Below are 13,245 nucleotides of genomic sequence, written 5' to 3' on the forward strand. Positions count from 1 at the left end.
GCACGCTGACAACCCGGCGACCACCGGCTGACAGCCGCTCCACCCCCTGTCAGCGCCCCTCCCTCACCGCCCGCCGCTCGCACGGCCCGCGTCGCCTGCGTCGCCGGCGTCGCCTGTGCGGTCCGCGTCGCCTGTGCGGTCCGCGTCGCTCGTGCCGCCTGCTCGCAGTGTTGCCAGGGCTTCTGCTCTGTCCATGGCGGCGCCCTTGGCGTATGCCGCCGCGAAGGCCGCCGGGCCCAGGACGCGGGTGGCGGCGGTGGCGACCTCGGCGACGTCCCGGTCGCCGGCCACCGTCGTGCCCCGCAGCGCCACCGCCAGCCCGAGCAACACCGCCGCACGCTCCGCGGCACCATGCACGGCCGCCCGCTCCGCGGCACCATGCACGGCCGCCCGCTCCGCGGCACCATGCACGGCCGCCCGCTCCGCGGCACCATGCACGGCCGCCCGGTTCGCCGGTTCGGCCGCCGGATCCGAGGCCCCGGTCGTCAGCCCGCCGGCGAGGAGGGTGTGGCCGGCGAGGCCCTCGGCGGCATCGGCGGAGTCGGTGGCCAGGGGTGAGGCGAGCGCCGCGACCATCGCCTCGTGGTGCCTGCGACCCGCCTCCGCGACATCGCCGGTCGCCCCGGCGAGGCGGCCGAGCGCCGTCAGCACGTGCGACCTCGTACCCGAGGCGGTGAACACGCCGTTCCCCGAGGCGCCCTCCAGTGCGGCGGCGAGCTGATCGGCCGCGCCGGCCAGGTCACCCTGCCATCGAGCGATCTCACCCAGCCACAGCCGCACCTCGGCCGTGAGTCCGGGCCTGCCCACCACCCGCGCCAGATCCCCGGCGCGCTCGCAGTCGGCACGCGCCCTCACCACGTCCCCGGCACGCAGGCGGGCGTCGGCCCGCCTGCCCAGCACGTCCACCATCTCCTCCACCGCGCCGAGTTCCTCGAGCAGCTCGATCGCGGCCTTCCACAAGCCCATGGCACGAGCCCAGTCGCCACGCCAGCCCGCGATCAGCGCGAGCCAGTCGAGCGCCTGCGCCTTGCCCCAGCGCTCACCCACCGCGCCGAAGTCCGCCAGCACCGTCTCCAGCTCTCGCTCGGCCCGCGCGGTCTCGCCGCGCATCAGCGCTATCAAGGCATGGCCGAGCCGGCCCAGCGCCCGGCTCCACGGATCGGAGCCCAGCGCTTCGGACCCCGGCGCATTCGTTTCCAGCTCGGCCGGCGGGCCCGCGATCATCCCCCAGAGGGCCAAGCCGAACCGGGAGCGCATCGGCCGCTCCAGTGCCGCGACGATGGCCCGTGCCCGCTCCCAGTGCGGCGACCCGGAGTCGGGTACGGCATGGAGCACGGTCAGCACGTACTCCTCGCCGAGCCCGTCAGGCGGTCCCGTCCCGATCGTGTCGAGGAGGCGTACGGCGGGCCCGGTGGCCTGATCGCGCCGCCCGCTCAGCCACCAGTACATCGCCAGCCCCGCCACCAGGCGCAACGCCGTCGGCCTGTCCTGCTCCACGCTCCACCGCAGGGCCGCCCGCAGGTTGGCGTTGTCGGCCGACAGCCGGGCCAGCCAGGAGAGCTGCTCGGCCCGGTACAGGTGCTCGTCGGCGCGCCTGGCCAGCTCCAGGAACCAGGCGGCATGGGCCTGCCGGAGCCGCTCCTCCTCACCTGCCTCCGCCAGCCGTTCCGCGCAGAACAGCCGGATGGTGTCGAGCATGTGGTAACGATCGCCGTCGGTCTCGACCAGCGACTTGTCCACCAGGCCAGCGAGCGGTTCGGCGGCGTTCTCGCCGCAGACCCGCTCGACCGCCTCCAGGCTCGCGCCCCCGGCGAACACCGAGAACCGCCTGGCCAGCGCCTGCTCCTCGGCGTCCAGCAGGCTCCAGCTCCACTCGACGACCGCATGGAGGGTCTGGTGCCGGGCGGCGGCCGTACGGTCGCCGCGCGACAACAATCTGAACCTGCCGTGCTCGGCCAGGCGGGCGGCGATCTCGTCCACGCCGAACGTCCGCACCCGGGCCGCTGCCAGCTCGATGGCCAGCGGCAGACCGTCCAGCGCGGCGCAGATCCGCCGGACCGCGTCCAGATTGTCCGGCCCGACCGTGAAGCCCTGCCGCACGGTCGCCGCCCGGTCGGCGAACAACCTCACGGCCGGATAGTCGTACGGGCGCCCGGCGTCGGGGGGCGGGGTGGGCAGTGGCGGCAGCGGGACCAGGTGCTCGCCGGTGATGCCCAGGGGCTCCCGGCTGGTGGCCAGGATGGTGAGTCCGGGGCAGGCAGCGAGCAGGCGCCGGGCGAGCGTGGCGGTCTCGATGATCACGTGCTCGCAATTGTCCAGGATGAGCGTCAGCTCCTGCTCGGCCAGCGCCGTCACGAGGCGCTCGATGGTCTCGGGCGATCCGGGCCCCATGGGCGGCCGAAGCACGGACGCCCGCAACCCCAGGGCCCCGAGCACCGCCATCGCCACCTGTCCGGCGCCGTCCACCAGCGACAGGTCGGCGAAGCACACATCCTCGCCGCGCCGGCTCCCGCCTTGAGTGACGGCCTCGATCGCCAGGCGGGTTTTGCCCGTGCCGCCCGGGCCGACGATCGTCACCAGGCGGGCCTCGCGGAGCGCGTCGAGGCGGGCCAGCTCTTCCTCCCGCCCCACGAAGCCGGTCAGCTGGGTCGGCGGCGCTGTCCGGGTGACCCGCTCGCGGGGCCGCTCGCCGCGCAGGATCTCCACATGCAGGGCCGCCAGCTCAGGCGACGGGTCGGCGCCGAGTTCGTCGGCGAGGAGCCGCCGTGTCTCGTCGTACACCGCGAGCGCCTCCGCCTGCTGCCCGGCCGTCAGCAGCGCACGCATGAGCAACCCCCGCGCCCGCTCGCGCAGCGGATGGGCGGCCACCAGCTCCCGTAGCGCCCCCACCGGGCTGGACTCGGGGAGGGCCAGCTCCGCCTCCATCAGGTCCTCCGCGGCCGCCAGCCGCATCTCCTCCAGCCGCCGAGCCTGCGCGGCCACGAACGCGGCGTCGGAGACGTCCGCCAGCGCCGCCCCCCGCCACAGGTCGAGTGCGTCCCTGAGCAGGGCGGCCGCACCGGTGAAGAGCCCAGCCGCGAGCAGTCGCCGGCCCTCCCGGGCGAGCCGCTCGAACCGGTGCGCGTCCACGTCCTCCCGATCGGCCGCCAGCCGGTAGCCCGCCCCGTGGAACTCGATCAGGCCGGCGGGAAGACGGCGCCGGAGCCGGGAGATCTGCGCCTGGACGGCGTTGGCGGCACCCGCCGGTGGGTCGTCGCCGTACTGGCCCTCGATGAGGCGCTCGACGCTCACCGTCCGTCCGGCATCGAGCAGCAGCAGTGCGAGCAGAGCGCGCGGCCGGGCACCGCCCACGGCGACCGCGTCACCATCGGGTGATCGCACCACGAGGGGCCCCAGGATGCCGAACTGCACGATCCCGATTGTCCCTTATGGGGCCCACCGCACTCGCCCGGCCACCCTGGGCGTGGCGCGTTGAACGAACGCCCGTCCCGCGGTGCGTACATTTACTGAGAGGCGGCGCCGTCCAGGAAGAAGCGCCGCACGCCGGCCGCCACCCAGATCGTGCCGAGCCCGGCGTACACGCCCAGCAGCGCGACGGCCGGCGCGCCGGCGATGACCGCCGCGACGATGGCCACCACCAGCAGGCCGGTCCAGCCGTACATGACCACGCGCCCGCGGGGCGAACTGGTGTGGGTGGCCTCCTGCACGGCGGTGACCAGGGCCATGACCGCCGCTCCTGCCGTGCCCACGGCCTCCTGGCCGAGCGCGATCCCCAGGGCGAGCACCCCGGCCCCGGCGACCACCAGGGCGCAGCAGGCCATGGCCACGCGGCCCTCGACGCCCTCGAACAGCAGCCGGGTGGCCCTGGTGCGGGCCAGCCGCAGCACGGTCACCGACTCGCCGACCCACGCCACCCAGTGCAGCAGCGCGATGAGGACGAAGACGGCGATCAGCGGCGGGGCCACGGGCAGCAGGAACACCAGCCGCCAGCCGCCGCGGTAGCGGTGCCGCAGGTTCGAGAGCATCCGCTGGAGCGGGTTGCGCTGCTTGAGCGCCGTCACCAGGAGGTCCCTCGCCGGGCTGAACTCGGGATCGAGGCGGAGCACCTCGCGGAACGAGTCCGCCGCGGCCCGGGGATCCCCGAACGCCAGCGCCGCCCGCCCGGCCGCCAGGTGCGCGGTGGCGCTCTCCGGATCCAGCCGTACGGCCTGTGCGGCGGCGGCCCTGGCCGGCTCGGCCTCGCCCAGCTTGGTGTGGGCCACCGACAGCAGGCTCACCAGGTCCGGCACCTGCGGATCGACGGCCAGCCCGCGCTGGGCCGCCTCCACGATCTGACGCCACTGGCCCTTGATCATGTGGGTGCGGGCCAGCAGCTCCCAAGCCGACACCTGCTCGGTGGACTGCGCCAGGGACGCCTCGGCGGCGGCCATCGCCGGGCCGGCCAGGTTGAGCCGGTAGTACACCTGCCCGGCCACGTAGTGCGGATACCAATGGTCGGGGACCAGACGCACCGCCTCCTGCGCCATGGTCACGGCCTCGGCCGCCTTGCCCTGGTGGACGAGGGCGAGGGCCAGCAGGCAGTGCGCCATGTCCTGCTGCGGCTCGACGGCGAGCACGCCGCGCAGCTCCCGCTCGGCGTCCGCATGCCGGCGCAGCCGCATCAGCGTCCGCGCGCGCTCGAGCGACTCGTCCACCTTCACCATTTGGCCTTGATCCAGGGCATCAGCTCGTCCCACGCGCCCGACTCGTTGGCGTGCAGGACGTAGTTGCGGGCGGTGGCCAGCCATTCGCGTACGGACGTGGGCTTGGCGCCCTTGGCTGCGGCCATCAGGTCGGCGGTCGACATCGGGATGGGGCGGCCCGCGCTGATCGACTGCTGGAGCTTGACCTCCACCGCCCGGTCCACCACACCCTTCAGGTCAGCGCCGACCATGTGCTCGGTGGCCCGTGCCACCGCGTCGAAGTCCATCTCGGCCAGCGGCTTGTCCCGGCAGAGGATGCGCAGGATGGCCGCGCGGGCCGCGGCGTCCGGCGGCGGCACGAACACCAGCTGGTCGAACCGGCCGGGGCGGCGAAATGCCGCGTCGATGTACCAGGGCGCGTTCGTGGCCGCCAGGACCAGGACGCCTTCGTTGGCGTTCTGGTCCACGCCGTCGAGCTCGGCCAGGAACTGGTTGACCAGCTGCCTGGTGTGCGCCTGGCGCATGTCAGAGCGGCGGGCGGCCAGCGCGTCGACCTCGTCGAAGAAGAGCACGCACGGGCGGTTGCGGCGGGCCAGGTCGAACGTGGCGCGCAGGTTGCGCTCGCTCGAGCCGACGTACATGTCCAGGATGTCGGCCAGGCCGACGTTGACGAACGCCGCGCCGAGCTCGCCCGCCGCGGCTCTGGCCAGGTGGGTCTTGCCTGCTCCCGGAGGGCCGTACAGCAGGACGCCGCCGCCTGCGCGCTTGCCGTACGCGGCGAAGAGCTCCGGCTGTTGGATCGGCAGCAGGAGCTTGACCCGGAGGGACTCCTTGACCGCCTCCATCCCGGCCACGTCGGCGAAGGTGAGCTTCGACCGCTCCACCTCCGCCTCGTCCGGTGCGGGGCCGGCGGCCATATATGCCGGGGTGGGTGGCGGTGGCGTGCCGGGCGACGGCGCGGCCGCCGGCGCTGGGATCGTGAAGCGCGCCGCCAGCTCCGGATCCGCGAGGGACGCGTCCCTGGAGATCGCCTCGTAGTAGCGGTAGGCCGCCTTACCCGTCTCACCCTCCCCCAGCAGCGCCTTCGCGGCGATGATCCCCAGTCGCGGCGGGTAGCCGGGCGAGGCAAGGAACGGCTCCAGCGCCGCCAAGGCCGCGCCATGGGCACTCTGCCGCGCAAATGCCTCGGCCAGCCCGGCCGTGACGTCCACGTCCTTGGGCGCTAGCACGAGCGCCGCGCGGAACTCGGCCTCGGCGTCGGCCAGATACCCCTTGGCCAGGAGTTGCTCGGCGAGGTGCCGCCGAAGGGGGAGGTTGTCCGGTGACAGGCGCGCGCCTCGCGGAGCGCCTGGAGGCCGACATCGTCGAGCACGTGTCCGTCCCTTCTGTGGCAAGAGTCCCGTTGTTACCGAACTACGCAGGTTATCGAAACTAGTGCTGGGTCTACCGTGGCTCTCGCACGAGCGCCCGTGTGCCCCGGCGCGGCCGCCGCTTCAATCGGTGGCATGACGATCAATCAGATCCCCGGCCGCTGGGTCGAGGGGACCGGGCTGGTGCTCGGGCCGCTCCTGCTGCTCGCCGCGGTGCTGGTCCGGATGGGCGAGGACGACTTCTTCCCCGGCCAGCTCGCCGCCTACGCCGCCGATCCGGCGAAGATGGTCGTGTCCTACAGCCTGTTCGCCGCCGGAGTCGTGCTGCTGTGGCCCGCCGTGGCCGCGCTGACCCGCATGATCGCGGCGACGCGCCCCGGGTGGGCCGCATGGGGCGGCACGCTGGTGGTGCTCGGGCTGTTCGGACGGGTCTTCCACGCGGGGGCGAGCCATCTGGCGTTCCGGATGGTGGACGCGCTCGGGCCGGCGGCGGCGCAGCAGGCAGTGTCCTCGACGTACGGCGCCTTCCACGTCTTCAAGGCGGCCAACGTCGCGATCATGGGCGGCTGGATCGTGCTGGCGATCGGCGCTTACCGCGCCAGGGCGTTCGGCCCCGGGATCGGGGGGACGGCCAGATGCGTTGCGCTGGCGCTCGCGAGCGGGCTGCCACTGGGCGTGCTCAAGGGCAGCACCGACCCGATCTCGCTGGTCGCGCTGGCCGGCTTGGCGGTCGCCCTCGTGCCGCTCGGCGTCGCCTTGTCGCGTGAGGGCCCGGCTCCCCGCTGGTGGGCCGTCGTGCTGACGGTCGCGCTGATCCCCGCCGCCTTCGTCGCCGGCCTGTCCGGCTGAGCTACTGAACGGGCACCTGGAGGTCACGGAACGTCCCGATCTTCACCTTCATAGCCGCCACGCCCTCGGGCAGCTCGAACAGGTTCCAGAACACCTTCTCCGCCCCGGGCCCGAACTTCTCGGTGCCCAGCCGCACGCCGGACAGGTCCGAGCAGGCGCAGTACGCATCCACGTTCCCGCCCTCGGCCGGCACCTGGAGCCGGCCGGGCAGGTACTGACGCCTGGCGGCCACGTCGGTCAGCGTCACGTTGGTGGCCGCCTGGTATTTGAACGACATCCAGTCCTGCGCATGGTGCAGCTCGTTGAACCAGGTCTCGGCGCTGCCCTCGTTCTTGATCCGGTAGGTCAGCAGGCCGAGGCCGCCGGGCAGCCGCCGCAGCCCCGTCACCTCCATGGAGATCGGCTGGCCGTCCGCCCTGCCGGTGGCCGTCAGCCCGGTCGCGCCCGGGGCGGCGGAGGCGGTGGGCGCGGCCGGCTGCCTGGACGCGGTGGGCGCGGCCGGCTGCTCGGACGCGGTGGGCGCGGCCGGCTGCTCGGACGCGGTGGGCGTGGCCGGCTGCTCGGACGCGGCGGCCTGCGGCTTGGCGAAGGTCACCGAGACCCGCCGGTTGCGCCGCCTGCCCTCGTCGGTGTCGTTGCTGTAGAGCGGGCGGCGGGAACCGTACCCCTTGGCCTGGAAGCGTACGTCCTGCCTGGTGACGAGTGCGGACAGCGCCTGGCGCACGGCCTGAGCACGTGTTGTCGCCCATCTCGCCCGGCCACGACAGGTGCTTGTCCGTGCCCGTGTTGGTGAGCCTGAGCTGGGTCACCAGGTGCTTGCCTTGACCCGGTTCAGCCCGACGACCTCGACCTTGAGCTCCGGGGTCTTGGTGCTGCGTGTTTCCGCCAGCGCGGGCCGGGTGTCCTGACCGGACGCGCTCGGCGTGGCGGTCGCGGTGGTCGACGGCGGATCGCTGGAGGGGGCCGGCGCGGCGGGCCGCGCGGTCTCCAGCGCACACGCCGAGACCAGGAGCAGGGCGACGAACGGGGCGACGATCCGGGGTCTCACCCGCACGATCGTGGCGTATTTATCAGCCGAAAAGCGGTATTTCGGTCAAACTAATGGGACTTATCACACGAAGTGGGCATCGGAAGCTCGAAATGGAGCGTCTGGGGGTGCTCGGGATCGCCGTCGCGGTCGTCGAAGACCGGCTCCGCCAGCGAGCGCCAGAACACCTCGGCCCCCGGCACCCGGGTGTCGGTGTGCAGGTAGATCGCCCGGTAGTCGCCGCACTCCGCGACGAAGCGGCAGGCCTGGCGGACCATCTCGCGGGCCAGGCCGCGCCGGCGGTGGGCGGGGGCCACGTACACGCGGAAGAGCTGCGCCGTCGTGCCGTCCGGATAGAGCCTGGCCAGCCAGTCCGGGTGGGGCGGGCTCTTGGGGCCATGGGCGCGCACGGCCGTCGTGCCGACCACCTCGTCGCCGTGCAGGGCCACGAGGAGCGTGTGCCTGCAGGGCAGCAGGTACGTCCCTTCCAGGTCCACCACGTCGCCATGCCATTGAGGCCGGTAGCCGTAGCCGAAGTCGCGGTAGAAGGTGTCCAGCATGATCTGCCGCGCGCCGTCGAGGTGGCGGGGTATGGCGCGCTGGATGACGTAGGAGTTCAAGGGGTCTCCTCCACAATGAGCCGGCCGCCACCGAGTGTCGCGACGCGGTCCGCCAGTCTGGCGACCACGTGCATGTCGTGGCTGATGAGCAGCAGCGTCAGGCCGAGGTCGCGGCGCAGCTCGTCGAGCAGGTCGAGGACCGCGGCCTGGACGAGAGCGTCCAGGCCTGAGGTGATCTCGTCGCAGACGAGCACGCGCGGTCCGGCGAGCAGGGCGCGGGCCAGTGCGGCACGTTGCAGCTCGCCGCCTGACAGCGCCGACGGGCGGCGCCCGGTCGTGTGCTCGTCCAGGCCGACGCGCTCCAGCACTTTCCCGGCCTCCACCGCGGCCTCGGCGGGGGTGGCGCCGCGTAACCGCACCGCCGTCCTGGCGACCTGGGCGGACACGGCGCGGTACGGGTCGAAGGAGGCTCTGGCGTCCTGGAAGACGTACTGGACGTCGCGGGCCCGCCTGGCCAGGTGGCGGGGGAGCACGCGGCCGTCCAGGGCGATCGTGCCGGAGGCCGGCCGGTGCAGGCCCGCGACGCAGCGCGCGAGCGTGGTCTTGCCGCTGCCCGACCTGCCGACGACGGCCAGGCATTCGCCGGCCGTGACGGTCAGGCTCACCCCCGTGAGCACGGGTGCGCCGCCCCGGTGCGCCGCCACGAGATCCCGCACCTCGAGCGCCGGTACGTCTCCCGCGCCTGGCGCCGCCCTGGGCTGGGGACGAGCGGCGAGCAGGCGCCTGGTGTAGTCGTGTCGAGGGATGTCCAGGACGGAGGTGGCGGGGCCCGACTCCACGATGCGGCCCGCGTGCATCACCGCCACCTTGTCGGCCAGGGCGCGCACCATGGCGAGGTCGTGGCTGAGCAGCACCAGGGCGATGCCCTGCGCGCGCAGGCGGCGGAACTCCTCGATGACCTCGGCCCTGACGAGTCCGTCCTGGCCGGTCGTCGGCTCGTCCGCGACGATCAGGGCCGGGTCGAGCAGCAACGCCTGGGCCAGCACCACACGCTGTTGCTGGCCGCCCGAGAGCTGGTGCGGGTAGCGGCCGAGCAGCTCCACCGGCAGCCGCGCCCGCCGCGCCGCCTCCACCACCCGCTCGTCACCTGCCCGCGCCCGCTGCCGCCTCCCGTGGGCCGCCTGTCCGCTGGCGGCCGGCCCGGTCTGCAGGCGCGCCACCTCCCGCAGGACGCTGCCCACCCGCCGCACCGGGTTCAGGACGGTCGACGGGTGTTGGGGGACGTACGCAGCGGTGCCGCCGGAGAGTCGTACCTCGCCCGTGACCCGCACCCCGGGCGCGTGCTCGCTCAGCAGCGCCAGCCCCGTGGTGGTCTTCCCGCTGCCCGAGGCGCCCACCAGCGCGAGCACCTCGCCCGCGGCCAGCTCGAAGGACACGTCGTCCACCAGGACGTGCCCGTCCGTCTCGGCCCGCAGTCCGGAGACCCTCAACATCATCGCCTCCTCGCCCGGTCGAACGTCAGGTTCAGCCCCACGGACAGGGCGACGATCAGCAGCGCCGGCACCAGCACCGCCCACGGCTGCAGGAACATCCCGGTACGGTTGCGATCCACCATGACGGCCCAATCGGCGGCGTCCGGCGCGAGGCCGACGCCGAGGAAGCTCGCCGAGGCCACCAGGTACAGCGCGCCGACCAGCCGGACTCCGGCGTCGGCCAGCAGCGTGGTGAGCATGGACCGGCCGGTGTACCCGATGGCCCGGCGCCACCACGTCTCGCCCTGCAGCCGCAGCGCCTCCATCGCCGTGCTGCTCGCCGCCTCCAGCGCGGCGGCCCGGGAGATCCGCACCACTTCGGGCAGCCCGATCAGCGCCACGATCCCGACCAGCACGACAGGATCCGGCGAGAACAACCCGGCCAGCATGATGAGCAGCAACAACGACGGAACCGCGAGCAGCAGATCCAGCGGGCGCATCAGCAGCTCGTCCACCCACCGCCGCCCGGCCAGCGCCGCGGCCATCCCCAACGGCACCCCGGCCGCGTACGCGAGCGCCGTCGCCAGGGCCGCCACGAGCACCACCGAACGCCCGCCGAGCAGCACCTGCTCCCACACGTCCCGCCCGACGAAGTCCGTGCCGAGCGGCGGCCCAGTGGGGGACACGGGGGCGAAGGAGACGCCGCGCGGCTCGGGCACCCCCGCCAGCCACGGCCCGGCCAATGCCAGCACCAGCGGCAAGGCAAGCAGCACAACTCCCGCACCCCGTCTCACGTCAGAGCCCCCGGAGCCAGCCGGTACGCCGCCAGATCCGCCAGCAGATTGACCACCACGGTCGTCGTCGCGAACACCACACAGAGCGCCTGGATGACCGGAATGTCCCTGGCCGCCACCGAGTCGTTCAGCAACGTGCCGAGCCCGGGGATCACGAACACCGACTCGACCACGATCACCCCGCCGAGCAGCCAGTCCGTCGTCCTGGCCAGCTGCTGCGCGCCCGGGGCCAGGGCGTTCGGCAGCGCGTGGGTCAGCAGCACCCGCCCGCGCGGCAGGCCCAGGCGGCGGGCGTGCACCACGTACCCGGAGCCGAGCGCGTCGATCATGCCGGCACGTACCAGCCGGCTGATCGAGCAGACCGGCCTGGCCAGCAGCACCGCGATCGGCAGCACCAGCACCGCGGGCTGCTGCAGCAGGTTGGCCGGGGCGCCGACCGCCGTCGGCGGGAACCAGCCGAGCCGCACCGCGAACACCGTCACCAGCACCACGCCCAGCGCGAACTCCGGGATCGAGTACAGGCCGACGGTCACCGTCGTCAGCACCCGGTCCAGCGCCCTGCCCTGACGTACCGCCGCCGCCACGCCCGCGGCCACCGAGATCGGCACGAGCAGCAGCAGCGTGAGGCCGGCGAGGACCAGAGTCGGCGGCAGGCCGTCGGCGAGCACGCCGGCCACCGGCCGCCCGGAGACGAGTGAGACGCCGAGATCGCCCCGGGCCAGCCCGGCCAGCCAGCCCGCCCACCGCTCGGCCGCCGGGCGGTCCAGCTCCAGGGCGTGCCTGAGCTGCGCGATACGTTCCTCGTCCGGGATGTCCCCGGCCAGCACGACGGCGGCGTCGCCGGGCAGCGCCTCCGTCAGCACGAACACCAGCGTGGCCACCGCGATCACCTGCGCCACGCCGAGCAGCAGCCGCCGCAGCGTGTAACGGGCCAGGCTCAAGCCAGCCACACCTTGTCGAAGCGGGCCCAGTCCAGGGTGTTCGCGGGCGCGTTGGCGACCCCGCGCAGCCGGGGGGAGGCGCCGAGCAGCCAGTCGGCGAAGCCCCAGATGAGGAAGCCGCCCTCGGCGTGCAGCGTGCGCTGCATCTCCAGGTAGAGCTCGCCGCGCTTGGCCGCGTCAGGGCTGGCGACGGCCTGGTCGTAGAGCGCGTCGAACTCGGGGCGGGCCCATTTGGTGGCGTTCGTGGTGGAGCCGGTGAGCAGCCGCTGCGAGATGTGCGTCTCGATCGGCATCGCGCCGGAGCGGTAGCAGCAGATGACGCCCTTGTTCAGCACGTCGGCCCAGTAGGTGTCCTTGTTGCCGGGTCTGGCCGTCATGTCCAGCCCGGCCTGCCTGGCCTGGTCGGCGAAGACACTGGCGGCCTCCAGGAAGCCGCTGGCCGCCGCCGACGTGTCGAGTTGCACCTTCATGCCCTTCGCCCCGGCCTTGTCGATCAGCCACTTCGCCTGGTCGAGGTCGGGGGTGCGCTGCGCGATGCCGGCCGCGTAGTACTGGTAGTCCTTGCCGAACAGGTCGTTGCCCACCTGCCCGGCCCGCGCCAGCACACTGTCGATCATCTGCTCGCGGTCCGCGAGCAGGAACATGGCCTGCCGCAGCCGGGGGTCGTTGAAGGGCGGCCGGTCCACCTTCATCGCGAACGCCTGCATGCCGCTGTTGCTCAGCCGGGAGATCGCCATGCGGCCGCCGTCCTGGTGGGTGCGGGCCGTGGCCGGGGTCAGATCGTGCGCGTACTCGGCCTGCCCGCCGAGCACCGCGTTCACCCGGGCGGACTCCTCGTTGGCGATCAGGTATTCGAGCTCGTCCAGGTACGGTGCCCCGTCCCAGTAGTCGGGGTTCCTCTTGAGCAGCAGCGACCGGCCCGGCTGGAACGAGCCGAACACGAACGGCCCCGAACCGACCGGCCGGCTGAACTCGTCGGCCCCCTCGGGCACGATGTACGCGCCGAAGGCCGCCAGCACGTTGGGGAACTCGGCGTAGGGCCGCCGCAAGACGAACTCCACCGTGCGGTCGCCGATCGCACGGCTGTTCTTCAGATCGATCAGGGCGAGGTTGGCCTTGGCGCGGAAGGTGCGCTTCTCGTCGGCGATGCGGGCGTAGCTGTGGAGCACGTCGGCCGCGCGTACCGGCCTGCCGTCATGGAAGGACGCCTCGCGCAGCGTGACCCGCCACGTGCTCAGCTTCTTGTCCGCCTCCCATGTGCTCGCCAGGCGCGGCACGATCGACACGTCGGTCCCGTAGTCGGCGAGCTTGTCGAACATCGCCTTGGAGCGCGACGCCTCCAGGAACAGGTTGGCCAGATGCGGGTCCAGGCTCTCCTGAGCCCCGCCGCCCGCGAACGCCGCACGCAGCCGCCCACCCCTGCTGGGCTGCGACGACGCCGTCCGCGCGGTGGGTTGGGCGGCGCATCCGGCGAGGGTGATGGCGGCAGCGGACAGGAAGGCACGACGATCGAGGCGCATGGCAGACAATGGTAACGATTTTCATTTGCT

At 73.3% G+C, this 13,245-nt stretch carries 11 protein-coding genes; 1 reads left to right on the forward strand and 10 read right to left on the reverse strand.

All coding sequences use genetic code 11. The annotated features are described in order from the left end of the window. Positions 1–63: 63 nt before the first annotated feature. The 3 genes from ETD86_RS14220 to ETD86_RS14230 form a co-directional block, all read right to left on the reverse strand. On the reverse strand, positions 64–3,411 hold the full coding sequence (locus ETD86_RS14220; protein WP_138666620.1) for an AfsR/SARP family transcriptional regulator: 3,348 nt from the start codon (positions 3,409–3,411) through the stop codon (positions 64–66). Positions 3,412–3,503: 92 nt separating this feature from the next. Next, positions 3,504–4,703 carry a tetratricopeptide repeat protein gene (locus ETD86_RS14225; RefSeq protein ID WP_170223075.1) on the reverse strand — a complete coding sequence of 400 codons (1,200 nt, stop codon included), beginning with the start codon at positions 4,701–4,703 and terminating at the stop codon, positions 3,504–3,506. Then, positions 4,697–6,076, reverse strand: a complete 1,380-nt coding sequence (locus ETD86_RS14230; RefSeq protein ID WP_138666622.1) for an ATP-binding protein — start codon at positions 6,074–6,076, stop codon at positions 4,697–4,699. The genes ETD86_RS14225 and ETD86_RS14230 overlap by 7 nt, the downstream gene beginning before the upstream one ends. Positions 6,077–6,187: 111 nt before the next feature. Between ETD86_RS14230 and ETD86_RS14235 the strand changes: the two genes are divergently transcribed. Further along, on the forward strand, positions 6,188–6,901 hold the full coding sequence (locus ETD86_RS14235) for a hypothetical protein (protein WP_138666623.1): 714 nt from the start codon (positions 6,188–6,190) through the stop codon (positions 6,899–6,901). Position 6,902: 1 nt separating this feature from the next. Here ETD86_RS14235 and ETD86_RS56905 read toward each other — a convergent pair whose 3' ends face one another. The 7 genes from ETD86_RS56905 to ETD86_RS14265 all read right to left on the reverse strand — a co-directional run bounded on the left by ETD86_RS56905 (position 6,903) and on the right by ETD86_RS14265 (position 13,215). After that, on the reverse strand, positions 6,903–7,625 hold the full coding sequence (locus ETD86_RS56905) for a hypothetical protein (protein WP_138666624.1): 723 nt from the start codon (positions 7,623–7,625) through the stop codon (positions 6,903–6,905). Positions 7,626–7,706: 81 nt separating this feature from the next. After that, positions 7,707–7,949 carry a hypothetical protein gene (locus tag ETD86_RS55100; RefSeq protein ID WP_170223076.1) on the reverse strand — a complete coding sequence of 81 codons (243 nt, stop codon included), beginning with the start codon at positions 7,947–7,949 and terminating at the stop codon, positions 7,707–7,709. A gap of 50 nt (positions 7,950–7,999) precedes the next feature. Next, on the reverse strand, positions 8,000–8,548 hold the full coding sequence (locus ETD86_RS14245; RefSeq protein WP_211370035.1) for a GNAT family N-acetyltransferase: 549 nt from the start codon (positions 8,546–8,548) through the stop codon (positions 8,000–8,002). Further along, positions 8,545–9,984, reverse strand: a complete 1,440-nt coding sequence (locus ETD86_RS14250; RefSeq protein WP_246147900.1) for an ABC transporter ATP-binding protein — start codon at positions 9,982–9,984, stop codon at positions 8,545–8,547. The genes ETD86_RS14245 and ETD86_RS14250 overlap by 4 nt, the downstream gene beginning before the upstream one ends. Beyond that, a complete protein-coding gene (locus ETD86_RS14255; RefSeq protein WP_246147901.1) occupies positions 9,981–10,733 on the reverse strand; it encodes an ABC transporter permease subunit in 753 nt (250 codons plus the stop codon). Before ETD86_RS14255 ends, ETD86_RS14250 begins: the two co-directional genes overlap by 4 nt. Positions 10,734–10,750: 17 nt before the next feature. Beyond that, on the reverse strand, positions 10,751–11,695 hold the full coding sequence (locus tag ETD86_RS14260; protein WP_138666625.1) for an ABC transporter permease: 945 nt from the start codon (positions 11,693–11,695) through the stop codon (positions 10,751–10,753). Next, on the reverse strand, positions 11,692–13,215 hold the full coding sequence (locus ETD86_RS14265; protein ID WP_138666626.1) for an ABC transporter substrate-binding protein: 1,524 nt from the start codon (positions 13,213–13,215) through the stop codon (positions 11,692–11,694). The genes ETD86_RS14260 and ETD86_RS14265 overlap by 4 nt, the downstream gene beginning before the upstream one ends. Positions 13,216–13,245 lie beyond the last annotated feature (30 nt).

Source organism: Nonomuraea turkmeniaca (assembly GCF_005889735.1).
Lineage (GTDB): Bacteria > Actinomycetota > Actinomycetes > Streptosporangiales > Streptosporangiaceae > Nonomuraea > Nonomuraea turkmeniaca.